Source organism: Streptomyces sp. NBC_00322 (genome assembly GCF_036147535.1).
Classification (GTDB): Bacteria; Actinomycetota; Actinomycetes; order Streptomycetales; family Streptomycetaceae; genus Streptomyces.
This window is the reverse complement of the sequence record NZ_CP108019.1, coordinates 7917494-7940606: the sequence shown is the minus strand read 5'-3', so window position 1 is coordinate 7940606 and position 23113 is coordinate 7917494. Positions and strand designations below refer to the sequence as shown.

General features: G+C 70.0%; 18 protein-coding genes and 2 pseudogenes. 10 read left to right on the top strand and 10 right to left on the bottom strand.

Annotated elements, in window-relative coordinates; genetic code table 11:
* Positions 1-184: 184 nt before the first annotated feature.
* Complete coding sequence (locus OG905_RS36215) at positions 185-3598, bottom strand: phosphodiester glycosidase family protein (RefSeq protein ID WP_328682783.1); 3414 nt, start codon at positions 3596-3598, stop codon at positions 185-187.
* Positions 3599-3961: 363 nt separating this feature from the next.
* Here OG905_RS36215 and OG905_RS39250 point away from each other — a divergent pair, with 363 nt between their 5' ends.
* From OG905_RS39250 to OG905_RS36190, 6 genes are all read left to right on the top strand, one after another.
* The gene (locus OG905_RS39250) at positions 3962-4045 is read left to right on the top strand and encodes a putative leader peptide (protein ID WP_351446407.1); all 84 of its coding nucleotides are present in this window, start codon (positions 3962-3964) and stop codon (positions 4043-4045) included.
* A 212-nt stretch (positions 4046-4257) separates the two neighbouring features.
* The gene (locus OG905_RS36210) at positions 4258-5271 is read left to right on the top strand and encodes an ABC transporter substrate-binding protein (protein ID WP_328681154.1); all 1014 of its coding nucleotides are present in this window, start codon (positions 4258-4260) and stop codon (positions 5269-5271) included.
* Positions 5272-5275: 4 nt separating this feature from the next.
* Positions 5276-6085 carry an ABC transporter ATP-binding protein gene (locus OG905_RS36205; protein ID WP_328681153.1) on the top strand — a complete coding sequence of 270 codons (810 nt, stop codon included), beginning with the start codon at positions 5276-5278 and terminating at the stop codon, positions 6083-6085.
* Positions 6082-6966: an ABC transporter permease gene (locus tag OG905_RS36200; protein WP_328681151.1), complete on the top strand. Its 885-nt coding sequence runs from the start codon at positions 6082-6084 to the stop codon at positions 6964-6966. The genes OG905_RS36205 and OG905_RS36200 overlap by 4 nt, the downstream gene beginning before the upstream one ends.
* 11 nt (positions 6967-6977) lie before the next feature.
* The gene (locus OG905_RS36195) at positions 6978-8303 is read left to right on the top strand and encodes an LLM class flavin-dependent oxidoreductase (protein WP_328681149.1); all 1326 of its coding nucleotides are present in this window, start codon (positions 6978-6980) and stop codon (positions 8301-8303) included.
* A gap of 48 nt (positions 8304-8351) precedes the next feature.
* A complete protein-coding gene (locus tag OG905_RS36190; protein WP_328681147.1) occupies positions 8352-9248 on the top strand; it encodes a TauD/TfdA dioxygenase family protein in 897 nt (298 codons plus the stop codon).
* A gap of 99 nt (positions 9249-9347) precedes the next feature.
* Here the strand turns inward: OG905_RS36190 and OG905_RS36185 are convergent, their stop codons facing one another.
* Positions 9348-9959: an LAETG motif-containing sortase-dependent surface protein gene (locus tag OG905_RS36185; protein ID WP_328681145.1), complete on the bottom strand. Its 612-nt coding sequence runs from the start codon at positions 9957-9959 to the stop codon at positions 9348-9350.
* Between the two features lie 180 nt (positions 9960-10139).
* Here OG905_RS36185 and OG905_RS39245 point away from each other — a divergent pair.
* Positions 10140-10298 (top strand): annotated as a pseudogene (locus tag OG905_RS39245) (cation diffusion facilitator family transporter); the annotation flags it as partial.
* 153 nt (positions 10299-10451) lie between these two features.
* On the opposite strand, the gene OG905_RS36175 reads toward OG905_RS39245, so the two are convergent.
* Positions 10452-10952 (bottom strand): DUF6328 family protein, encoded by a 501-nt coding sequence (locus OG905_RS36175; protein WP_328681143.1) that lies wholly within the window; start codon positions 10950-10952, stop codon positions 10452-10454.
* Positions 10953-11015: 63 nt separating this feature from the next.
* On the opposite strand from OG905_RS36175, the gene OG905_RS36170 reads away from it, so the two are divergent.
* A complete protein-coding gene (locus OG905_RS36170) occupies positions 11016-11186 on the top strand; it encodes a hydrophobic protein (protein WP_328681140.1) in 171 nt (56 codons plus the stop codon).
* Between the two features lie 51 nt (positions 11187-11237).
* Here OG905_RS36170 and ligD read toward each other — a convergent pair.
* From ligD to OG905_RS36150, 4 genes and pseudogenes are all read right to left on the bottom strand, one after another.
* Positions 11238-12141 (bottom strand): annotated as a pseudogene (ligD, locus tag OG905_RS36165) (non-homologous end-joining DNA ligase).
* A 2-nt stretch (positions 12142-12143) separates the two neighbouring features.
* On the bottom strand, positions 12144-13988 hold the full coding sequence (locus OG905_RS36160) for a transketolase (protein WP_328681138.1): 1845 nt from the start codon (positions 13986-13988) through the stop codon (positions 12144-12146).
* Position 13989: 1 nt separating this feature from the next.
* On the bottom strand, positions 13990-15321 hold the full coding sequence (locus tag OG905_RS36155) for an NAD(P)/FAD-dependent oxidoreductase (protein WP_328681136.1): 1332 nt from the start codon (positions 15319-15321) through the stop codon (positions 13990-13992).
* A 79-nt stretch (positions 15322-15400) separates the two neighbouring features.
* Positions 15401-15628, bottom strand: a complete 228-nt coding sequence (locus tag OG905_RS36150; protein ID WP_328681134.1) for a DUF6458 family protein — start codon at positions 15626-15628, stop codon at positions 15401-15403.
* Positions 15629-15865: 237 nt separating this feature from the next.
* Between OG905_RS36150 and OG905_RS36145 the strand changes: the two genes are divergently transcribed.
* Positions 15866-16675 (top strand): VOC family protein, encoded by an 810-nt coding sequence (locus OG905_RS36145; RefSeq protein WP_328681132.1) that lies wholly within the window; start codon positions 15866-15868, stop codon positions 16673-16675.
* Positions 16676-16715: 40 nt separating this feature from the next.
* Here the strand turns inward: OG905_RS36145 and OG905_RS36140 are convergent, their stop codons facing one another.
* The gene (locus OG905_RS36140) at positions 16716-17039 is read right to left on the bottom strand and encodes a plasmid stabilization protein (protein WP_328681130.1); all 324 of its coding nucleotides are present in this window, start codon (positions 17037-17039) and stop codon (positions 16716-16718) included.
* Positions 17040-17191: 152 nt separating this feature from the next.
* Between OG905_RS36140 and OG905_RS36135 the strand changes: the two genes are divergently transcribed.
* On the top strand, positions 17192-19453 hold the full coding sequence (locus tag OG905_RS36135) for a SpoIIE family protein phosphatase (RefSeq protein WP_328681128.1): 2262 nt from the start codon (positions 17192-17194) through the stop codon (positions 19451-19453).
* A 13-nt stretch (positions 19454-19466) separates the two neighbouring features.
* On the opposite strand, the gene OG905_RS36130 is transcribed toward OG905_RS36135, so the two are convergent.
* A complete protein-coding gene (locus OG905_RS36130) occupies positions 19467-22409 on the bottom strand; it encodes a HAMP domain-containing protein (RefSeq protein WP_328681127.1) in 2943 nt (980 codons plus the stop codon).
* A 154-nt stretch (positions 22410-22563) separates the two neighbouring features.
* Positions 22564-23007 (bottom strand): ATP-binding protein, encoded by a 444-nt coding sequence (locus OG905_RS36125; RefSeq protein WP_328681125.1) that lies wholly within the window; start codon positions 23005-23007, stop codon positions 22564-22566.
* Positions 23008-23113 lie beyond the last annotated feature (106 nt).

The following is a 23113-nucleotide window of genomic DNA, read 5'->3' as shown; positions in this document are numbered from 1 at the left end:
GCGGGGCGGTCGCGCGCGTCGAGCCCGTGCGGTGCGGCTGGGCCGGGGCTGGATATGCGGCTCGGCCGCACATCCAGCCCGTCCGGCGTTTGAGGACATGCGGCCGAAGGTCGCATACGGGGGTCTGAGGGCTTTCCCCCAGTTCGGGAAGGGGGGTAGGGGACAAGCCCGCCGCAGGCGCCCCCTACGCCGCCGCCCCCACCCCCTCCTCCGCGACACGGACCTCCGTGCGGCTCGTGACGCCCGCAACCGTCACCGCCAGCGTCACCGTCCCCGGCCGCAGCGCCGTCAGGCGGCCCGTCCTCGGGTCGAAGGACGCCACATGCCGGTGTCGGGCATCCTCCGGCGCGCCGATGAACAGATTCGGCGAGCCCGTCCAGTCCGCGCTCAGCGGGAACGCGACCGGGATCCGGCGCGCGCCCTGGGTGACCGTCGCCCCCACGGCCCCGCTGCGGCCCGGCGGCAATGCCGCGGGCGCGTCGAGCGTCAGGCCGTCGACATGGGCGCGGGTCTGGACGGAGACCCAGTCGGGCAGTCCCTCCCACGGCCGGAGACGAGCGGTCTGCTGCTCCGACCGGGACACCGTGTCGACGCCGACCAGCGACCAGCCCGTGAAGCCGCCTTCGTTCACCGGCCCCGCCGGCGCCTTGCCCGAGTTGCCGTTGATCAGATACGGCACGCCGTCCACGTGGTCCGCGTGGAAGACGCCGACATGGCTGCCGATGAGCCCCGCCCCTTTCCCCGTAGTACGGCGGAACTCCGCGAGCCACTGCTCGATCAGCGCCGCCTCCTTGCGGTCGCTCAGCTGGCTGCCCTTCTGTACGGTCGGGTCGCGCGGCGGTACGTGCTCGACGAGCATCACCGAGCTGACGCCCGGGTCCTTCGCAGCCGCGTCCAGCTGCGCCCGTACCTCCTTGATCTGGGCGAAGCCGCCGCCCCGCAGGCTCAGGCTCGATGTGTCCAGTGTGAGAAAGCGCGTACCACGATGGTCGAACACACGGTGTGCGGGACCGAATTCGGCGATGAAGTTGTCGATCTTTCCGCCCATCACCTCATGGTTGCCCGGCACGTAGTACCAGGGCAGCTCGTCCCCCAGCTCCTCAGTCAGCACCCGCCGGGCGAAGGCAAGGTCCGCCGGCGAGCCCTCGTCGACCAGGTCGCCGTTGACGACGAGGAAGTCGGGCCGCGCGGCCTTGATCTCGCGCAGCGTGCGCCGCGCCTGGGCGACGATCGCGCTGTCGGGGTCGCGGGCGACGAACTGCGCGTCGGACATGACCGCGAACTGCCAGTCCCTGGCCTCGGTTTCGGCCGCCGGGTCGATCAGCGGATCGGCCGTACGCGGCTGCGCGGGCAGGTCGACCGTCGGCGGCACCTGCGCGCTCAGCCCGTCGATGACGATCTTCCCGGTGTACTGCTTCGCGGCCACGGTCTCGGCCAGATAGAAACGGAATACGGACAGTGGCGTCGCGGCCCCCGGCGGCACCGCGAAGGTCACCTGCCGCCAACCGGTCCAGGTGACGTACGGCCCGCGCAGCAGCTGGTCGGACCCGGCCGCGTCCTTGAGGTGGAGGGTGGGCCAGGCGCCCTTCCCGTCGCCCTTGATCCAGAGCGTGAAGGACTGCGGCTGACCGGGGACGGGGATCGTCGTGGGCGGGTTGGCGTACGCGGCGCGGGTCGCCGTCGACTGCGTGAAGTCGTAGGTGAGCTCCAGGCCGGTGCCGCTCTGGCCCTCGGGCGTCGCCGCGACCGAACCGCTCGCGCGCGCCTGGCTGAAGGTCCAGGCCGCGGCGTCGTCGAAGCCGGAAACGGCGTGTTCGGCGAGGCCGACGCTGACGGCCAGAACGGTGGTGACGCCGTCGACGGTCACCGTGATCTGCCCGGCGCCGCTGCCCGTGAGGGACCTGACGGTGAAGGAGCCCCGTCCGTCGTCGCGGATGTCGAAGAGGGTGTGGTCGTAGGCGAGTTCGGCGTCGGCCGGTTCAACGGGCGCGCTGTTGCCCTGCGCGTCGAAGCCGAGAATGCCGAACGTGCCGGTGGCGTTCGCCTCCGCGAGGCCGACGCGCCGGGTGGTCGGTTCGATCCGGGCGAGGTCGTCGAGGACCGTCAGCCGGGTGCTGCCGTGGGCGTCCGCGCGTTCCGCGCGTACCTCGGTGGTGCCGCTGTGCCCGGCCCGGAACACACCGTGGTCGTCGACCCGGCCCACCGAGGTCCTGACGGTACGCCAGTGCGGGGTCCCGGCGGCCGGTCCGTACGTCTCGTCGTAACCGGCGGCGGTGAGCCGGCGGGTCAGTCCGGGGAAGACCCGCTCGGGGTGGCCGCCCTTGACCGGGTCGGCGGTGGGAGCGTTCCCGGCAGGCGTACGGCTCTCGACCCAGAAGCCGCGCAGCCGTCCGCTGCCGTCGGGCGCGGTGAGCGCGAGCCCGTTGGGGACGGTGCGTTCGCTGCCGTCGGAGGGGCTGTTCTCCACCTGGAGCGCGTCATTGCCAGGTTCGCGGGCCACGAGTGTCGATGATCCGCCGCCGTCGAGGTTCAGGGCGCTGTGGGCACCGGCCTGCTTCATCATCAGGCCGAGCTCGGTGAGGGTGACTCCGCCGCTGTCGGCCTGTCGGCCGTCGACGGTGATGACCTGCATCGCGCGGCCGTCCTTGGAGAAGCCGACGGCGGTGCGGGGAGCGGCGGTGTTGTTGCCCTCGCCGTCGTGGTTCTGGGGTGTGCCGTCGACGACGAGGAGTTCACGGCCGCCGACCGCGGTGCGCGGGACGGGGCCGTTGTCGGTGCGCGGCCGGTACTCCAGGGCGACGGGGTCCCCCGGCCGCAGCGCGGCGAGCACCCCGGCGCCTGCCTCGCGGCCGACCAGGACGGTGGTGTCCGGCGCGATCGGCCCGCTGCCGGGCCTGCTCGCGACCTCGGTCACCTTGCCGTCACGAACGAGGACTTCGGCGACGGGAGTTGCGGCGTCGACGGTCAGCGCCCGGTCGGCCGTCCCCCAGGCCGCGGTGTACGCGCCGACGCCGCCCGCCGGGACATTGGCGGCGTTGTACGCGGTCAGCGGGTGCGTGCCCGATGGCAGCGTCAGGGTGCCGTCGAAGTACAGCTGCAGAACGCGTCCCGCGTTCCCGGGTCCGATCCCGACGGCCCGGTTGGCACCGGCAGCCGGTGAGTGGGTGACCTTGCCGTCCTTGATGCCGGGACCCTGCGGCGCGCCGGTCTGGTTGATGTCGAAGAAGTCGGCGTTGATGGCGGCGACTGTGCGCCGGCCCGGTCCCGGGTCGTGCCGGGCGGCGAGTTCGGAGACGGCACGGCGGTCGGCGACCTTGCCCGACGAGAGATAGTCCGCCTGTACGCCGCTGCCGCCGAGGTCGACAGAAAGCGCGTCGACCCGCAGCCACTTGTCCGATTCCAGGCGGTCGTACGAGGTGAGGCTGATGCCCGGAGCGATCGGCCGGGCGCTGCGCGCGGTCTCGATTCCGTCGCCGTCGGCGACAGCCCGGGGGCTTGTGGCCACGCTGCTCGCGGGCGGCGGCGCGAGCGGGCGCAACACTTCGGACACATCGCGGGGACGCGGGTCGGGGGTGGAATCGGCGACTGCGGGGGACATCGCCCCCGCCGCCAGGGCGGACACCGTCGCGACCAGCACGACGGAGCGTCTTGCTCTGCCAAGGCCCACAACTACTCCTGGAATACGGCGAGTTGAGTTCGCAGCAAGCGCTGTCGCCACAGCATCGCGGGGCTGGGACAACCGCACCAGGGGGCCGTGAGAACCAAGGGAGAACAGAGGCTGACGGCACGTCGACGCATCGGAGGACCGGCGGTCACGCTCACCGGGGGTGCGCCGGATCCGGCCGCCCGCGACTCTGCCCATACAGGCCACATTCGTGAAAGAAATCCGCAACAATTCAGCATGCGAGACGATTTCCGATGCTCATTGACGTGACCGGAAGTCGCTGTCATTCTCTTGGGTGTGAGTCAAGCTGACATTCTCGTATCGCGCCTGCACGTCGATCTTCGACGGCACGCCAGCGCACTCTGTGCCGCCGGCCGCTGAGACACGCTCAGCTGATCTCTTTCTCCGCCTCCGGCCCTTGCTCCGGGGCCCTTACGACGGGCTGAGCACATTCGCTCCCGTCACGCGGTAATTCCTCGGCAGGCCTTCCGCTGAATTCCCCTGCCGAATTACACCTGTCTCCTTCCTGAATGAACTGCGCCTTTCGGCATGGCGATTCAGGCATCTTCGCGTACCCCGAAACGGAATGACTGATGACCTCCAGACGCACCTTTCTTGTGCTCTCCGGCCTCTCGGCGCTGGCGGCCGCCGGCTGCGGCACGGCGAGCGGCAGCGGCATCCGCAACACCACGACGCTCCGCTACCAGGGTTCGGCCGGCGCGGTCACCCCACCCGAACTGGCCGCTTCCCTCGGCTTCCTGGACGATCTGAAGCTCGACTGGGTGGGCAACACCATCAGCGGCCCGCAGGACATCCAGTCCGCCGCGTCGGGCCAGACCGACTTCGGCGGCGCGTTCAACGGCGCGGTGGTCAAGCTCGCCGCCCGCAAGGCCCCCATCAAGGCCGTCGTCAGCTACTACGGCTCCGACAAGTACGCCTACAGCGGTTTCTACGTCACCGAGAACAGCGCGATCCGCTCGCCCCGCGACCTCATCGGCAAGAAGGTCGGGATGAACACCCTCGGCGCCCACCACGAGGCGATGCTCGACATCTACCTCAAGAAGAACGGGCTCAGCCGGGCCGAGGCCGAGCAGGTCGAACGGATCGTCATCCCGCCCGTCAACACCGAACAGTCGCTGCGCCAGCGGCAGATCGACGTGGCGGTCCTCGGCGGAATCCTGCGCGACAAGGCTCTTGCGACCGGGGGCGTGCGCAAACTCTTCAGCGACTTCGATCTGCGCGGGCCTTTCAGCGCCGGGACGTTGGTCCTGACCGAGCGCTTCATCAAGCAGAACCCGGAGACGGTACGCACCTTCGTCACCGGAGTGGGCAGGGCGCTGGACTGGTCCCGTACGACACCCCGCGAGGAGGTCGTGGCCCGGATGACGGAGATCGTCGCCAAGCGCAAGCGCAACGAGAGCCCCGACGCGCTCGCGTTCTGGCGCTCGTACGGCGTCTTGGCGCCCGGCGGCCGGATCGAGGAGAAGGAGCTGTCGGTCTGGGCCGACTGGCTGACCGAGCGCGGGGACATCAAGTCCGGCCAGGTCAGCGTCCGCGACCTGTTCACCAACGAGTTCAACACCAACCGGGCCAAGGCGGGGAGTTGACCCCATGACCGCGAAAATCAGCTTCCAGGGAGTCGGCAAGACCTTTCCCGTACGCGGGAAACAGGGGCAGGTCACCGCGCTCGACGGCATCGATCTCGATGTCGCCGCCGGTGAGTTCGTGGTCATCGTCGGCCCCAGCGGCTGCGGCAAATCGACGCTGCTCGACCTCCTCGGCGGTCTCTCGACGCCCACCTCCGGCCGGATCCTGCTGGACGGAGAGCCCGTCACCGGCCCGGGCCTGGACCGGGGCATCGTCTTCCAGCAATACGCCCTGCTCCCCTGGCGCACCGCCCTGGGCAATGTGGAGTTCGGCCTCGAAGCGACCCGGGTGCCCCGCCGGGTCAGGGCCGGGCGGGCCAGGGAGTATCTGGCGCTCGTCGGGCTCACCGGCTTCGAGGACCGGCATCCGCACGAGCTCTCCGGCGGTATGCGCCAGCGGGTCGCCATCGCGCGCAGCCTCGCGTACGACCCCGATGTGCTGCTTATGGACGAGCCGTTCGCCGCGCTCGACGCGCAGACCCGCGAGTCCCTCCAGGACGAGCTGCTGCGGATCTGGCAGCGCACCGGCAAGACGATCGTGTTCATCACGCACGGCATCGACGAGGCGGTCCACCTCGGACAGCGGGTCGCCGTGCTGACCTCGCGGCCCGGCCGGATCAAGGAGGTCGTGCCGATCGATCTGGGCGAGCGAGGCGCGGATGGCGATTCGCGCTCCAGCCCCGAGTTCGCGCACCACCGCCACCAGATCTGGAGCCTGCTGCGCGACGAGGTCAGCCGGGCCCAGCAAGAGGAGAGGGAGGCCGCAACGCTATGAGCATCACCACCGAGAAGGCGCTCGCGACAGCCGTCGATGTCGGCGGCGCCGCGCAGCGCACCGATCCGGCGCTCGCCGCCCCGCGCCGGACGCTGCCGACTCCCGTGCGGCGCACCGGCCGCGTGCTACTGGCGGTGTTCACGCGGACCGTGGCGATCGGGTTGCTCCTTGCGGTGTGGGAGACCGCCCCCCGGCTCGCCCTGGTGGACCGCACCTTCCTGCCGCCGTTCTCCGAGGTCGCCGTCGCCTGGTGGCGGCTGCTGCTCGACGGGCAACTCGCCGAGCACACACAGGCCAGCCTCGGCCGCTCGCTCGCCGGATTCGGGCTCGCGGTCGCACTGGCCGTACCGCTCGGCCTGCTGATCGGCTGGTACCGGCCGCTCGCGGACCTCCTCGGGCCGCTGCTGGAAGTCTTCCGCAACACCGCGGCGCTGGCCCTGCTTCCCGTCTTCGTCCTGCTGCTCGGCATCGGCGAGACCTCGAAGATCTCCATCGTGCTGTACGCATGCACCTGGCCGATCCTGCTGAACACCATCAGTGCCGTACGCAGCGTCGACCCGACCCTGCTGAGGCTGGCCAGGTCGATGGATCTGCCCGCGCCGAGGATCTTCCAGAAGGTGATCCTGCCTGCCTCGGTGCCGACGGTCTTCACCGGCATCCGGCTGGCGGGCGCGGTCGCGATCCTCGTCCTCGTCGCCGCCGAAATGGTGGGTGCCAAGGCCGGGCTCGGCTATCTCGTCAACGCCTCGCAGTTCAACTTCGCGATCCCCGACATGTACGCCGGGATCATCACCATCTCCGCCATCGGCGTCGGCTTCAACCAGCTGCTCGTGGCCCTGGAGCGCCGCTTCACGTCCTGGCGCACCCCGACCGGAAACTGAGGGATCAGCCCATGTCCGCCGACTCTCCACGCCAGTTCCATCTCAACGCCTTTCTGATGAACGCCGGTCATCATGACGCGGCCTGGCGCCATCCGCGCACCCAGCCGGAACGCATCACCGACATCTCCTACTTCCAGGAGCTGGCCCGTACCGCCGAACGCGGCAGGCTCGACTCGCTGTTCCTCGCGGACGGGGTCGCCCTGTGGGGCAATGCCCGCTACAACGCGGTCGGCGGGTTCGAGCCGCTCACGCTGCTGTCCGCGCTGGCTGTGGCCACCGAGCACATCGGCCTGATCGCCACCGTCTCCACCACGTTCAACGAGCCGTTCCATGTGGCACGCAAGTTCGCCTCGCTCGACCACATCAGCGGCGGACGCGCGGGCTGGAACATCGTCACCTCCGGGAATGTCGCCGAGGCCAGGAACTTCGGCCGCGAGGAACACCTGGAGCACGCGCTGCGGTACGAGCGGGCCGCCGAGTTCCTCGATGTGACCAAGCAGTTGTGGGACAGCTGGCGCGACGACGCGCCGGTCGTCGACCGCGAGCGTGGCGTCTACTCCGAGGAGGGTGCGGTAACCCCGATCGACCACCGCGGCACGCACTTCCGGGTCGACGGGCCGCTCAACGTACAGCGCTCACCGCAGGGCCATCCGCTGCTGGTGCAGGCCGGATCGTCGGAGGACGGCAAGGAGTTCGCCGCCCGGTACGCGGAGGCGGTGTTCACCGCCCAGCAGACCCTGGCGGACGGCCAGACCTTCTACAAGGACCTCAAGTCGCGGCTGGCGAAGTACGGCCGCCGACCGGACCAGTTGAAGATCCTGCCCGGCATCTGCCCCGTCATCGGCGCGACCGAGGCCGAGGCGCGGGCGCTGGAGGACGAGCTCACGGGCCTGCAGGTACCGGAGTACGGACTGCAGCAGCTGTCCGGGATGCTCGGCACGGATCTGAGCGGACTGCCGCTCGACGGCCCGCTGCCCGAGCTCCCCGAAGAGCAGGACATCAACGGCAACAAGTCACGCTTCACGCTGGTCGCGGACCTTGCCCGGCGCGAGCAGCTCACCATCCGGCAGCTGATCGCGCGGCTCGGCGGCGGGCGCGGGCACCGCGTCTTCGCCGGTACGCCCGAGCAGATCGCGGACCAGCTGGAGCAGTGGTTCACCCAGGGCGCGGCGGACGGCTTCAACATCATGCCGCCGTATCTGCCGGGCGGACTCGACGACTTCGTCGACCAGGTGATTCCGCTGCTCCAGGACCGTGGCCTGTTCCGCACCGAGTACGGCGGCCGCACGCTGCGCGAGCACTACGGCCTGGAGCGGCCGCCCGGCCGGGCCCACTGATCCCCTCCCGCCCCCGCACATTCCCTTACAGAGAGAGGAAGTTCCCGCATGACCAGCACCGGTTTCGACATCCGCCGGATCGGCGGCCGCATCGGCGCCGAGATCCTCGGCGTCGACATCTCCACGGACCTCGAGCCCGCCATCGTGAGCGAGATCAACGCGGCGCTCCTGGAACACAAGGCACTCTTCTTCCGCGGCCAGGAGCTCGACGACCCGGCGCAGCTCCGGTTCGCCTCGCTCTTCGGCGAACTCACCACGGCGCACCCGACCGTGCCGTCCGCCGAGGGGCAGCCGCACATCCTGGCGGTCGACGGCGACGAAGGAATCCGTGCCAACCAGTGGCACACCGACGTCACCTTCCTGCGTACCCCGCCCAAGGCGTCCACACTGCGCAGCCTCGTCGTTCCGCCCTACGGCGGCAATACCCTGATCGCCAACTCGGCTGCCGCCTACCGGGATCTGCCGGATGCGCTGCGCGAACTGGCCGACCGGCTGTGGGCGGTGCACACCAACGCCTACGACTATGCCGAGCCGAAGAGCGAGAAGGCAGCCGAGCAGCGCAGGCAGTTCGTCTCCAGGAAGTACCGCACCGAGCACCCGGTGGTGCGTGTCCACCCCGAGTCGGGCGAGCGCGGGCTGTTCATCGGCGGCTTCGCGCAGTCTCTGGTGGGCCTGTCCTCGTCCGAGTCCCGCGACATCCTGCGGATCCTGCAGTCGTACGTGACCCGCCCCGAGAACGTCGTCCGCTGGACCTGGGCGCCCGGCGACCTCGTCCTGTTCGACAACCGCATCACCCAGCACTACGCGCCCGACGACTACGGCGATCTGCCGCGCCTGCTGCACCGGGTGACGGTCGCGGGCGATGTCCCGGTCGGCGTCGACGGCACCCCCAGCCGGGTCGTCGAGGGCGACGAGGCCGCGCACTACACACCCGCAGTGGCCTGACAACGACGCAGGAAGGGCGGGCCGAGGGCCCGCCCTTCCCGTGTGCACCGCTGCGGCGGCGCTCCGCGGTTCGTTCCCCCGCGGCAAACGCGCCGGGGGTCAGTGCTGCGCGCTGCGCCGCTTGCGAGCGGCCCACATGATGCCGCCACCCGCGACTATGACCACGGCGGCAGCGCCGGCGATCAGGGGGGTGGAGCTGGAGGAGCCCGTCTCGGCCAGGTCACCCGAGGGGCTCGGCTTGGTCGAAGCCGGGGGCACCTCGGCGGAGCTGGTGGCGGTGCTCGGGGTGCTGCTGGGCGTGGGGGTGGACGTGCTGGGCGTCTCCGACGGGGTCGGAGAGGGGCTCGGCTTGTCCTCGCACACCGGCGCCGTCTTGCTCTCGTCGCGCGAGAACTTGTCGTCGTCGCCTGCCTTCACGACAAGGCGGACGGTGAGCTCCTTGTCGTGCTGGGGGAGTTCGAGCTTCTTGTGGAAGGCTCCCTTGAACGTCTCGGCCGGCAGCAGGTCCTTGCCGTCCACCGTGACGGTCACGGTGTTGTCTTCCTTGGGGCTGTAAGCGGTGAGGTCGACGCTGACCTCGGTGCAGGTCACCTCCCACACAGGGGTGTGCGCCTGCGCGGTGCCGGCGGCCAGGCCGACGCCGAGTGCACTGACCGTCGCGATCGTCGCGAGGGCTCCTGCCCGCCGCCACGATCTGTTGTTTGTTGTCACTCATTCCTCCACGGTTGCCGCGCCACCCATTTGGCGGTGCGCGCACAGTACCGCCAAGCTCCCAGAGGTTTACACCCACCCCACCCCCTTCTTTGACTGACTCGCGTCACCCAATCCGTCGCCCGCTCGGCGCAGTTGATGCGCTCGCCCGAAACGGCACGAGCGCATACGGTGACCGAAATGAAGCGCAACCATTCCGACGGAAAGACTCGCCTCACCGTCTTGGTGGCGCTCGCCGCGAATCTGGTGATCGTCGCGGCGAAGGCCGTCGGGGGTCTCGCGGCGGGCTCCCCCCTTGCTGTCTCCGAGGCCGCGCACTCGGTCGCCGACAGCACGAACTGCTCTCCGAGGGCGGCTCGCTGCTGCGTACCCTGCACCAGATGCGCGAGGAGAACGGGGCGCGAAACGTGGCCGGAAGCGGACCATGTCTTCCTCGACATCACGGAGGCGCCCGGCGACTGACGGCGGGCTCCCCCGCGCCGCCCGCGCAGGTCATTCGTCGGTTCGGCGGCTGATGGCGCGGGCCCAGAAGGGCAGGACGAACCAGCAGACGACGAACCAGGCGACCATCCCGACGACAAGCCACAGCGCGACCTCGTCGGCGACGACGATCCGCAGGATGAGCAGCAGCGCGGACGCCATCGTGCACAGCAGCAGAACCAGGCCCACGACCGTGAGGCGGGAGGCCCACTCGACCGTCTCCGGCTTGAGCCGCCGGCCGGTCAGGAGGCGATGGAAGGAGACGGGCCCGATGAGAGCACCGGTCGTCGCCGCCCCCAGCAGCATGGTGACCAGATAGATGTGTCGATCGGTGTCGGAAAGCCCGGCGAACCGGGGCTGGAAAGCCACCGCGAGCAGAAATCCGAACAGGATTTGAACCCCGGTCTGAGCGACCCGCAATTCCTGCAGCAGATCGGTCCATCTCCGGTCGGCCCTCTCCTCCGGCGTTTCGTCCCGGCCGCGGTCCGGGCTGTCGTCCGCTTTCTGTGTCATGTGGCACGTCCTCGATGTGTACGCCGAAGAATAGGGGGCACTCGCTTATCGGAGGTACAGACTATGGTTCCCATCCTGCTTGTTCTGCTTCTCGCACTGATTCTCTTCGGTGCCGGTTTTGCCGTGAAGGCGCTCTGGTGGATTGCCATCATTGTCCTCGTCGTGTGGCTGCTCGGATTCCTGATGCGGAGTACGTCGGCGGGCGGCACGCGGTCTCGCTGGTACCGGTGGTAGCGAGAAGAGAAATGAAATACGGCGGCCTTCGGGCCGCCGTATTTCTGCCTGTCAGCGAAGGGCACTGAGACGGTGCCTGGCAGGACCGAGTGCCCGGCCGCGACCGGGCGTGCCCGCCCAGGGCTTGGTGCGCGCCTGGTCGAGTACATCGGCCACGGTCCAGTGCCGGGCTGTGACGTCGGGGTCCTTCAGCTGGTCCCAGCCGATGGGGGTGGCCACCGGCGCGCCCGGTTTGGGGCGCACGGAATACGGCGCGACAGCCGTCTGCGCATAGGCATTGCGCTGGACGTCCAAGTAAAGGCGGCCGCCTCGCGCCTCTTTGCGTACCTCGGTGGTCAGCCGGTCGGGGTCGCGAGCGACGAGCGCCTGCGCAACCTCCTTGGCGAATCCCGCACCTCGTCGAAGCCGAAGTCGCCCGCCAGCGGAACGATCACGTGCAGGCCCCTGGAGCCCGTGGTCAACAGGGCGGATGGCAGTTGAAGCTGATCCAGCAGCTCCCCCAGTTGCTCGGCGGCCCGGCGTACGGACTCGAAGTCATCGTCCCCGGACGGGTCGAGGTCGAAGACGAGCCGGTCCGGCCGCCCCAGCCTGCCTGCCCGCGACTGCCGGCGGTGGAACGTGATGCACGCCTGGTCGACCAGATGGAGCAGGGTGGCGGTGTTGTCGCACACGGCGTGCGTCACGGTCCGTCCGCCTTGGCGACCTCCACCCTGCGCACCCAGTCCGGATAACTGTCCGGTGTCTGCTTCTGCATGAAGCGGGGACCGCCGATGCCGTCGGGGTGCCGCTCCAGCATCAGCGGCCTGCCGCGCAGCTGCGGCAGCATGAAGGGCGCGATCCGGCGGTAGTACTCGACGAGGTCTTCCTTGGTCAGGCCGTCGTCGGGAAACAGGACCTTGTCCGGACGGTGGACTTCCACCGTGCGCCGGCCGGCACGTACGCGGCGGGTGCCCATGCTCAGCGCACCACCACTTCTTCCACCAGCAGTCGTGCGGCGACCGCGATCGACTCCGCGTCGATACCGGAGACGCGCAACTGCTCCTCGGGCGTGGCCGATCCGGGCATGTTCCGGACTCCGAGCCGCACCAGCCGGGGCGCCGGGCGCCCGTCCGAGAAGACCTCCGCGACCGCGTCCCCCAGGCCGCCCTGCGGACGATGGTCCTCCACCGTCACCAGGCACCGTGTCTCGTCGGCCGCCTCCTGCAGTGTCCGCGCGTCGACCGGCTTGACCGAGTAGAGGTCGACAACCCGCACAGCGATGCCTTCGCCCTCGAGCAGCTCGGCCGCCGCCAGCGCCTCATGGACCGTCACTCCCGCGGCGATCACGGTCAACCGGTCCCGCTCGCTCGACCGCAGCACCTTGGAGCCGCCGACCGGGAACTCTTCGTCGGGTCCGTAGAGGACCGGCGTGTCGCCCCTGCTGGTGCGCAGATAGCTGACACCGGGCAGATCGGCCATGGCCTCGACCAGGCGGGCCGTCTGGTTGCCGTCGCACGGATAGAGCACGGTGCTGCCGGGCACCGCACGGAACATCGCCAGATCCTCGAGTCCCATCTGGGACGGTCCGTCCTGGCCGATGGCGACTCCCGCGTGTGAGCCGACGAGCCTGATGCTCGCTCGGCTGACGGCTGCCATGCGTATGAAGTCGTGGGCACGGGTCAGGAACGCCGCGAAGGTGGCGGCGTAGGGGACATAGCCCCGCGCCTGCATCCCCACGGCTGCCGCGACGAGTTGCTGCTCGGCGATGTAGCACTCGAAGTAGCGGCTGGGGTGCGCCTTCGCGAAGTATTCGGTACGGGTCGAGTCCCCGACCTCGCCGTCGAGCGCGACGACGTCGGCGCGCTCCGAGCCGAGTGCGGCCAGGGCCTTTCCGTACGCGGTACGGGTCGCGACCGAGTCACCGATGTCGAAGCGCGGCGGCTCGGCCTGCCCGCTGCGGGTGCCGTGCAGCACCCGTGCCGAGGGCGGCGGCTGGACATCGACGTGGATCGCGCGCGGTCCGCCGAGTTCCTCGATGGCTTCCTCGGCGTCGGGCAGCGGTTTGCCGTGCATGCCCTCCCGGTCCTCGACGGTGGAGACGCCGCGCCCCTTGTGGGTGCGGGCGATGACCGCGGTGGGCCGGCGGAAGGTGGTGCGGGCCTCGGCCAGTGCCTCGTCGACTGCGCCGACGTCATGGCCGTCGATCTCTATGGTGTGCCAGCCGAAGGCCTGCAATCGGCGGGCGTACGCGTCGAGGTCCCACTCGTGGCGCGTCGGACCGCGCTGGCCGAGCCGGTTCACATCGATGATCAGCGTCAGATTGTCGAGGTGTTCGTACGCTGCATGCTCGACGGCTTCCCAAACGGACCCCTCGGCCATCTCGCTGTCGCCGGACAACACCCACACCCGATAGGGGATCTGGTCGAGCTTCTTGCCCGCGAGCGCCATGCCGACACCGACCGGCAGACCCTGCCCGAGCGACCCGGTGGCCACGTCCACCCACGCCAGACGGGGGGTGGGATGTCCTTCGAGACGGCTGCCGAGGCGGCGGAAGGTGAACAGTTCCTTCTCGTCGATGACGCCCGCCGCCCGGTAGAGGGCGTACAGCAGCGGTGAGGCATGTCCCTTCGAGAAGATCAGCCGGTCGTTGCCGGGATGGCCGGGCCGGTCGAAGTCGTAGCGCAGATGGTTGGCCAGCAGCACGGCGGCCAGGTCCGCCGCCGACATGGAGGACGTGGGGTGCCCGGAGCCCGCCGCGTCGGCGGCACGGACGGAGTCCACACGCAACTGCTGCCCCAGTTCTGTCAGTTGTTCGTTTCGCATCTCACTCCTCCTTGGCGGTGGGGCCCGGCCCCGGGACACGGGCGAGTTCCGGTGAGGCGGTGTCCAGTGGAACCGACCAGGAACGGACGAGACCCAGCTGGACGGACTGACGCGGCAGCACGGCGTCCAGCAGCCAGTCGGCGGCGACACGCACCCGGTTGCCGGGCATGGCTGCCAGGTGGTAGCCGCGGGTCACGGCGCCCGCGAGCGGCCCGGACAGCGCAATGCCCAGGGGGTTCGCGGCGGCCTGGACGCCTCCGAGGTCCACGGCGAAGCCCAGATCATGATGTTCGTACGGGCGCTGGTCGCCGACGCCGATTGAGGCTGCGACATTGAGTCCGGCCAGCTTGCCCTGGCGCGAGGCGTGCTGGGCGGTCATCGGCGTGTACTCGCCGGGCCGGGTCAGGTCCGGCACGGCGGCCGCGTCGCCGCAGGCGAAGACCTCGGGATGTCCGGGCACGCCAAGCCGGGGGTCGACCACGAGACGGCCGCGTTCGACGGGCAGTCCGACCTCGGACACCAGCGGGTCGGGACGTACGCCCACACACCAGATCAACGTCCTCGTGTCGATGAACTCCCCGTCGTCCAGCAGCACTCCGGCCTCGGTGGCCTCCTTGACCGAGGTCCCGGTGCGTACGTCGACACCGCGCCGGCGCAGCACCCGGCCGGCCGTCGACGACAGCCTGCGGTCCAGCTCGGGCAGGACGCGGTCGGCGATGTCGAGCAGCACCCAGCGGGCCCGCCCGCTCCTGTTCCCGGCGCGCCGCTTGCGGGTCAGCGCGTCCGTGAACAGCTGCCCCTGAGCGGCGACTTCCGTTCCGGTGTACCCGGCGCCGACGACCACGAAGGTACGGCGCGACGCGCTCTCCCCCGCACTGGCGGCGACATCGGCCAGCTCGATCTGCCGGGTGATGTGGTCGCGCAGGTAGAGCGCCTCGGGAAGGCCGCGGAAGCCATGGGCGTGATCGGCGATCCCGGGCACGGGGAGCAGCTTGTTCACACTGCCGACGGCAAGCACCAGACGGTCGTACTCCAGCGTGCCGGAGCGGCCCTCGGGATCGGTGAAGCGGACGCGCCGCGCGTCCAGATCGACTCCGGTGGCCTCCCCCAGCTGCAGACGTACCCGCGGCAGTGCGCCGGGGAGCGAAACACTCACTCGTCGGGGTTCCAGGATCCCCGCCGCGACCTGCGGCAGCAGCGGCAGATAGAGGAAGTAGTCGGTGGGATTGAGCAGGACGATCTCGGCCTCGTCCCGCGCGGTCCTGGAGAGCGCGCGGGCGGCCTGGAAACCGGCGAATCCGGCTCCGACGACAACGACACGGGAACGATTCACGATCGACTCCGGCGCGAGTGGGGACTGAGCCTGACGAGCCCGGCGGGTGCCCCTGAGCCAAGGCGCCAAACCGGCGCCGTTACTCGTAGCTGCGGCGGTCGCGCTCTGCGTCGACCACCGGCGTCGACGGCGGCACGATGACGCGCCGGCGCTTGGCGATGCTGGTGAACGTGGCGACGCCGATGATGCCGACGGCCATCAGGATCAGGCCCACCACGTCGAGATTGGCGCCCTCCACCTTCCAGTCGGTGGCGAACGTCAGTATCGCTCCGGCGGCGATCAGGATGATGCACCCGCCAAGACCCATGTGACTCACCTTCCCTGTACGAATCCCTGCCTACGAACCGCTGCGCAGGGACGGTCACGGCCGGGTACCCGTGCCGGGAGGCAGAAAACGCCGGGCAGCGGGTTTGGCGGCGGCGCGGGAGTGGACTCGGCGGGCGCGCCGCTCGCGAGGACGCCTCCTCGGCGAGAGGATGGGCTGCGTCAGCCGACTCCCGTCACCCCCGCCGCTCACGCGCATTCGATCAGGACACCGAGGGTTATGGACAACGAACCGAGAGCAGTCAGATCGCAGACTGCCCCATCGAGCGCGTCCGTGTTCGGTGCGCCGTGCTGGGTCAGCCTGATGACCCGGGACCTGCAGGCCGCGCAGGACTTCTACGGTGCGGTACTGGGATGGCGCTTCCGCAAGGGCCGCATGGGCGAGGAGTTCAGCGTCGCCTTCTCCGACGGCGCGCCGGTCGCGGGCATCGGGGCGCTGGCGCCCCGGCTGCAGGTCGCCGTCGACTGGACTCCGTACTTCGCCGTGACCGACACCGACGAGGCGGCGGCCCGCGTCCGGGAGCGCAGCGGCACGGTCGCGGTCGGCCCGCTGTCGTTCGCCATGGGGCGGGGAGCCCTGGCGGCGGACCGCGACGGCGCCGTCTTCGGCATCTGGGAAGGGATGCTCATTCCCAACTGGCACCGGTGGCGCAAGAGCGCTCCCGCCTGGCTGCGCCTGCGCACCCGCAACGCCTTCGATGCCGCCATCTTCTACGGGGAGGTCCTCGAGTGGGCGACGGAACGCCCGGGCTGCTGCCAGGTCAGCTATGAGGGGGAGGAGGTCGTGCTCCGCAGTGAGGGGCACGTTCTGGCGCGCATCAGTTCCGGCGCGTCGGGAGAGGCGCCCGATCCCATGATCAGGCCCAGGTGGCATGTCCACTTCCCCGTCGAGGACGTAGCGGCCACTGTCGATGCGGCCCTGGACCACGGCGCCGTCGTCCTGGAGCGGCAGTCCTCGCCGCAAGGCCTTCAGGCGGCGCTGCGCGATCCCGACGGCGCCCTGTTCACCGTCACCTCCGCGCAGCCGTAGGGTCCGGCGCACAGCCCGCGCGGTGACGCGGCTGCCGGAGTCAGCGGCCCAGTGAGCGCTTGAGCTCGTCCTTGTTCATGGACGACCGGCCATGGATGTTGCGGCGCTGCGCCTCGGCGTACAGCTGGTCGTAGGTCGGCCCCTCGGATCCGCTGTGGGAACGCTTGCCACCGCGCCGCGAGGAGGACATGTCCTCGATGGAGCTCCTGCTCGCCGTGCGGGACTCCCCCGAGCGTGCTCGCTCCTTGTTCACCGTGCGCGCGGCGATCTCCTCGGCGCGCTTCTCGCTCTCGCCGCGCTCCTGAGCGCTCTCCTTGATGTGTTCGTACTGGCGTTCTCGCTTGGCGCTTGAACCGCGAGGCATGACAACTCCTTCGTGGCCCCGTCCGGATGGTTCCCCCACCACCCTGCGGCGGTCCGCCTGCGGCCGCAATCCGGGTCACCGCCGCGTAAAATCCAGATCGGGCGCGATCGCCCGCATCGCGCCGTCTGCCCGGGATGGGGGTAGTCGTGATCATGCCTGCGCAGGAGCCTTCGGGCCTCAGCGGCGGGCACGACGAACTGTCCGCCGCGCTCGCCGGTCTCGCCGCCGACAACGCGGGTCTGCGCGAGCAGCTCACGCGGCGGCATCTGATCGATCTGGCCACCGGGATCCTGGTGGCGCAGCTGCAGGCGTCGCCCGCCGAGGCCGCCGAGCACCTCGCCCGGCTCGCCGAGGCTACGGGGGTGAGTACGGAAGACCTGGCCGCGGACATCGTCAACGGCGTGGCGGGAAGCATCGCCATCGCGCCTTCCACGGGGGGCGAGGACGCTCTCGCCGGGGCCCGCCGGATGCGCCAGGTCGTCACCTCGGCCGAGGCGAACGAGGCGGTGAGCGAGGCGGCGGCCACCTTGCTGGACGGCGGCCTGCGCCCGCTCGGCGTGCAGAGCCTGTGGCTGTGGCGGCGTATGGAGTCCGACTGTCTGCGCCTGGCCGGACACGCCGGGGTGAGCGCCACCGAAGCCGCACGATGGCAGTGGATCCCGCCCGGCCTCCCGGCGCCCTTCCAATCGGTCCTCAGCGAGGGCTCGCCGGTGTGGCTGGCCACGGGGCTGCCCATGGACGTCGTCCTTCCCGGCCCGGGACCCGAAGCCGCCCGCGCACTGCTGCCGCTGCGGCTCCAGGGCGCGACCGTGGGGCTGGCCCTCGCCGTCTGGCCCGGCCGCGCGGATCTCGACGAGAACCTGCGCCGCGCGCTCACCGATCTGATCGACGTGGCGGCGAGGGTACTCAACGCCACGGAGGCCGAACCGTCGCGGTCACCGCTGCTCGACGACCTGGTCGAAGCCCTGGCCCATCCGGCGGCGACGGTGCGCCGGGGTCCGGATTCCTCGACGCTGTCGGTCGAGCACCTCAACGAGTCGGCGTCCGAAGCACTCGGCGGGACCTACCAGGCAGTGGGGCAGCCGCTCGAAGTGGCCTTCCCCCGGCACCATGCCGACCTCGCGCCGCTCATCCGGCGCGCCTACGAAGCCACTTCACTCCAGCGGGCGGCTCGCGTCCCCGTGGAACACCGCGAGGGCTCCCCCGCCCCTCTCCTCGATGTGCGGGTCCTGCCGGCCGGCGACGAACGGGCGGTCGTCCTGTGGCACACCGGCAGCGACCTGCGGACCGCCGCCACTCGCGCCGTGAGCCATCTCCAGGGTGTCGCGCCGTTCGAGGACGATCTCGTCTCCGGCACATCGAGCTGGAGCGAGCAGGCGTACGGAATTCTCGGCGTCGATCCGAAGTCGCAGCCGATCCCTCTCTCGAAGCTGCTGCCGCGCGTGCATCCGGAGGACGGCGACGATCTGACCGAGCTGCTGTCGACGCTCACCGAGCGGCGCAAGGGAGCGGTCGCGGTCGTGCGCGTCATCCGGGACGACGGTGGGCTGCGGCATGTACGGATCGCCGCCGAGCCGCTGCTCGACGAGGGGGTCCTCACCGGGCTCACCGGCGTGTATCAGGACGTCTCGGCCGGGTTCCACGCCGAGGTGGCTCTCACCGCCACCTTCGACCAGCTCACCGCCGTGCAGGCGCAGGCAGCCCTGCGGCACCGGCTGGCTCTCCAGCTCCAGCAGGCGATCGTCCCCGAGATGCCCGCCCTGCGGCGACTGCCCGGGCTGCAGGCGACGGCCCGTTACCGGCCCGCGGTCCAGGAGTACCGCGTGGGCGGGGACTGGTACGACGTGCTCCCGCTGCCCAACGGCAGGGTGCTGGTCGCGGTCGGCGACATCGCCGGGCACGGCATCGACTCCGCCACGGGAATGGTGGCCCTGCGCAACGCCCTGCGCGGGCTGGCCTTCACCGGTCACACACCGGGACGGCTCATGCAGTGGCTGAACGAGGTCACCCTGAACACGCAGGGACACCCGACGGCCACCGCGGTCTGCGCACTCTACGATCCGGCCGACCGGACGCTGTGCTGGGCAAGCGCCGGGCATCTGCCGCCGCTGCTGCTGCGGGACGGCACGGCGCAGCTGATCGACCCGCCGCGCGACATCCTGCTGGGGGCCGTACCCTCCTTCGTCTACAGGGAGACGACCACACAGCTGAAGCCCGGCGACACGCTTCTGCTGTACACCGACGGGCTCATTGAACGCCGTCACGACGGGCTGGACCAGGGCCTGGAGACGCTGCGGCGGGCTGCCCAGGAGCTGAGCGCCTGCGAGGTCGAGGAACAGGCCGACCGGCTGCTGAGCCAGGCCACGGGCGACACGGACGACGACACCAGCCTCATCGCGATCCGCGTGGTCTGACGTCGGCGCTCACTCAGCGTCCGCGCGCCAGCCAGGTACGGATGCGCGCCATCAGATCGTCCGCGTCCACGGGTTTGGCCACATAGTCGTTGGCTCCGGCCGCCAGGGCCTTGGCGCGGTCGCCGGGCATCGCCTTGGCGGTGACCGCGATGATGGGAACCTCGGCGAAACGCGGCAGTTCCCTGATCGCCGCCATGGTGGCGTTGCCGTCCATACCGGCCATCATCACGTCCATCACGATGAGATCCACCTCGCCGTGCTCCATGAGCAGATCGATCCCGACCCTGCCGTTGTCCGCCTGGAGCACCCGCATGCCCTCTCGCTCGAGGATCTGGGTCATCGCGAAGATGTTGCGGATGTCGTCGTCCACCACCAGGACCGTGTGTCCCGTGGCCGGTTCCTCCTCGCCGGGCGCTCCGGCCGGATGCTCCTGACTGTCGGCGCGGTCCTGCCGTCCGCGGTGCAGGGCCCGGACCGGCAGGTAGAGCGTGAAGGTGCTGCCAAGGCCCACCGTGCTCTCCACCACGATGGCGCCGCCGAGGAGTTGTGCCACCTCACGGCTGATGGACAGGCCGAGTCCGGTTCCGCCGTAACGGCGGGACGTGGTGCCGTCGCCCTGCTGAAAGGCTCCGAACACACTCTGGAGGCGGTCGGCCGGGATGCCGATTCCGGTGTCGGTGACCCGGAAGGCGACCACCGGCCCGGCATCGCGCAGGGCGGGCGGCAGCTGCTCGTCGGTGACGGTGTGGACGCGGAGTTCGACACTGCCCTCCTCGGTGAACTTCAGCGCATTGGACACGAGGTTGCGCAGCACCTGCCGCAGTCGTGCCTCGTCGGTGGTGAGTTCGTCGGGGATGCCCGACTCGGCCACCACCCGGAACGCCAGCCCGCGATCGCTCGCCACCGGCCGGAAGGTCGCCTCGACGTACTCGAGAAGCTGATGCAGCAAGACCGGCTCGGGATGGATGTCCATCTTTCCGGCTTCGACCTTCGACAGATCCAGGATGTCGTTGATCAGCTGGAGCAGATCGGAACCGGCGGAGTGGATCACCTCGGCATAGTCGACCTGCTTCTGTGTCAGGTTGCCTTCGAGGTTCTGGGCGAGCAACTGGGCGAGGATGAGAAGGCTGTTGAGCGGCGTACGCAGCTCATGGCTCATATTGGCAAGGAACTCCGACTTGTACATCGAGGTGCGCGACAGCTGCTGGGCGCGGGCCTCCAGTTCCTGACGCGCCTGCTCGATCTCCAGGTTCTTCTGCTCGATGTCGCGGTTGCGGTCGGCCAGCAGCGCCGCCTTCTCCTTCAGTTCGGCGTTGGAGCGCTGGAGCTCTTCCTGGCGCGCCTGCAACTCCCCCGAACGGGTGCTCAGTTCGGCCGTGAGGCGCTGCGACTGGTCGAGGAGTTCGTCCGTACGCACATTGGCGATCAGCGAGCTGAGGTTCACGCCGACCGTCTCGATGAACTGGTCGAGGAAGTCACGGTGGATGACGGTCAGGGGGCGCAGCGCCGCGAGTTCGATGACTCCCAGGACCTGCCCCTCGACGACGATCGGCAGCACGATGAGGTTGCCGGGGTCCATGCGGCCGGTGCCGGAGACGATGGTCGCGTAGCCGGGCGGCAGGTCCTCGACCGTGATGGTGTGGCGGCTCTGCGCGGCCTGCCCGACGAGGGACTGGCCGAGCCGGAAGGAGCGGGGTCCTGCCGCCGGGTCGTCGGGCACCCCGTACCCGGCGATCATGACCAACTCGAGCCCCTCGCCCCCGTCCTGGGCCAGGAAGAAGCCGCCGTACTGCGCGGAGACCAGCGGGGGCACCTCGGTCATGATCAGCTCGGCGACCGCGGAGAGGCTTCTGGTGCCCTGCATGAGGCTGGAGATACGGGCCAGATGCGTCTTGAGCCAGTCCTGCTCCTCATTGGCCCTTGTCGTCGCGCGCAGGGACTCCACCATCGCGTTGATGTTGTCCTTGAGGTCGCCGACCTCTCCGGGGGCCTCGACCGTGATGGACCGGGTGAGGTCGCCCTCCGCGACCGCACTGGTCACCTCCGCGATGGCGCGCACCTGCCGGGTCAGATTGCCGGCCAGTTCGTTGACGTTCTCGGTGAGTCTCTTCCACGTACCGGAAACGCCCTCCACCTCGGCCTGGCCGCCCAGCCGGCCCTCGCTGCCCACCTCGCGGGCCACGCGCGTGACCTCGGCGGCGAAGGAGGACAGCTGGTCGACCATGGTGTTGATGGTGGTCTTGAGCTCCAGAATCTCCCCGCGCGCGTCGACATCGATCTTGCGCCTCAGGTCGCCGCGTGCCACGGCGGTGGTCACCTGGGCGATGTTGCGTACCTGGTTGGTCAGGTTGTTCGCCATGGAGTTGACGTTGTCGGTCAGGTCCTTCCAGGTGCCCGACACGCCCTGGACGGTGGCCTGCCCGCCGAGTTTTCCGTCCGTGCCCACCTCGCGGGCGACCCTGCTGACCTCCTCGGCGAACGATGAGAGCCGGTCCACCATCGTGTTGATGGTCTCCTTGAGCTCCAGGATCTCCCCGCGGGCGTCCACTCTGATCTTCTGCGTGAGATCGCCGCGCGCCACGGCGGTCACGACCTGGGCGGTTGACCGGACCTGCGAGGTCAGATTGTCGGCCATGGTGTTGACGCCCGTGGTGAGTTCCCGCCAGACGCCACGCACATGGGGTTCCCGTGCGTGACCGCCGAGCAGCCCCTGGCCACCCACTTCCCGGGCGACCCGGGTGACCTCGGAGGTGACCAGCGTCAGCTGCTCCACCATGGCGTTGTAGATGGTCGCGATCTCGCCGAGCAGCCCGCCGGCGTCGTCGGGCAGCCGGGTGGAGAGGTCTCCGTCCCGCACGGCCGTGAGTCCGGCCAGCAGCTTTCTCAGCCCGTCCTCACCCAGCTCAGCGGGGGGCCGGGCCCGGTGTGGATCGGGCGTGTGGGCGGGCACATCCATCGCTGACCTCGCGCTGTCGTGGCTCAACGGCGCCCTGCTGTCCGACCGGGCGGACAGGCGGTCGGGGCGGCTCTCCCCACTCTGACACGCCGTACCGGCGCGGACACCCCGGGCGCCGGAAAACCGCAGCTCACCCGGTCCCTGGGCCTCTGGGTCACTCGGGAACGCCGACCACGAACCAGACGGCCTTGCCCGTTCCGCGCGGCACCCAACCCCAGCCGTCGGAGAGCTGCTGCAGCAGATACAGGCCGTGCCCCGAGGACCTGGCCGCCCGGTGCGGGCCGTGCGGTCGGGGCCCTGCCGGGCTGGTGTCGGTGACCTGGACCCACAGCCGCCCGGGAGCCCTGTCGAGCCCCAGCTCGACGGGCGTCCCGCCGTGCAGGCACGAATTGGTGACGACCTCGGAGACAAGCAGCAGTACGTCCGCCTTCAGGACGCTTCCGGACGGGCCGGAGAGGCTGTACCACTCGTCGAGCACCTGCCGCGTCAGGTCGCGGCACCGGCCCACCACACCCGGCCCGCCCGGCCCGCCCGGCCCGCCCGCCAGCGGAAATCGGCGGCTGTCGGTCGCCTGCACTTGTTTCTGTGCCCGATCCATAGGGTGCGAGTGCCCCATCCGGCGGCATCAAAGCACCGTAAATGGGCATCTTCAAGGCAGACGCTCATACGACGGTCACGCTGCATCGGCAGCGCCGGCCTCCGCC

Bases quoted from the DNA above. Each gene is read 5' to 3' on its own strand.
- OG905_RS36130 (WP_328681127.1), bottom strand. From the start codon at position 22,409: ATGGATGTGCCCGCCCACACGCCCGATCCACACCGGGCCCGGCCCCCC.
- OG905_RS36190 (WP_328681147.1), top strand. From the start codon at position 8,352: ATGACCAGCACCGGTTTCGACATCCGCCGGATCGGCGGCCGCATCGGC.
- OG905_RS36175 (WP_328681143.1), bottom strand. From the start codon at position 10,952: ATGACACAGAAAGCGGACGACAGCCCGGACCGCGGCCGGGACGAAACG.
- OG905_RS36210 (WP_328681154.1), top strand. From the start codon at position 4,258: ATGACCTCCAGACGCACCTTTCTTGTGCTCTCCGGCCTCTCGGCGCTG.
- OG905_RS36200 (WP_328681151.1), top strand. From the start codon at position 6,082: ATGAGCATCACCACCGAGAAGGCGCTCGCGACAGCCGTCGATGTCGGC.
- OG905_RS36170 (WP_328681140.1), top strand. From the start codon at position 11,016: ATGGTTCCCATCCTGCTTGTTCTGCTTCTCGCACTGATTCTCTTCGGT.
- OG905_RS36150 (WP_328681134.1), bottom strand. From the start codon at position 15,628: ATGGGTCTTGGCGGGTGCATCATCCTGATCGCCGCCGGAGCGATACTG.
- OG905_RS36160 (WP_328681138.1), bottom strand. From the start codon at position 13,988: ATGCGAAACGAACAACTGACAGAACTGGGGCAGCAGTTGCGTGTGGAC.
- OG905_RS36140 (WP_328681130.1), bottom strand. From the start codon at position 17,039: ATGCCTCGCGGTTCAAGCGCCAAGCGAGAACGCCAGTACGAACACATC.
- OG905_RS36125 (WP_328681125.1), bottom strand. From the start codon at position 23,007: ATGGATCGGGCACAGAAACAAGTGCAGGCGACCGACAGCCGCCGATTT.
- OG905_RS36215 (WP_328682783.1), bottom strand. From the start codon at position 3,598: ATGTCCCCCGCAGTCGCCGATTCCACCCCCGACCCGCGTCCCCGCGAT.
- OG905_RS36135 (WP_328681128.1), top strand. From the start codon at position 17,192: ATGCCTGCGCAGGAGCCTTCGGGCCTCAGCGGCGGGCACGACGAACTG.
- OG905_RS36145 (WP_328681132.1), top strand. From the start codon at position 15,866: ATGGACAACGAACCGAGAGCAGTCAGATCGCAGACTGCCCCATCGAGC.
- OG905_RS36195 (WP_328681149.1), top strand. From the start codon at position 6,978: ATGTCCGCCGACTCTCCACGCCAGTTCCATCTCAACGCCTTTCTGATG.
- OG905_RS36205 (WP_328681153.1), top strand. From the start codon at position 5,276: ATGACCGCGAAAATCAGCTTCCAGGGAGTCGGCAAGACCTTTCCCGTA.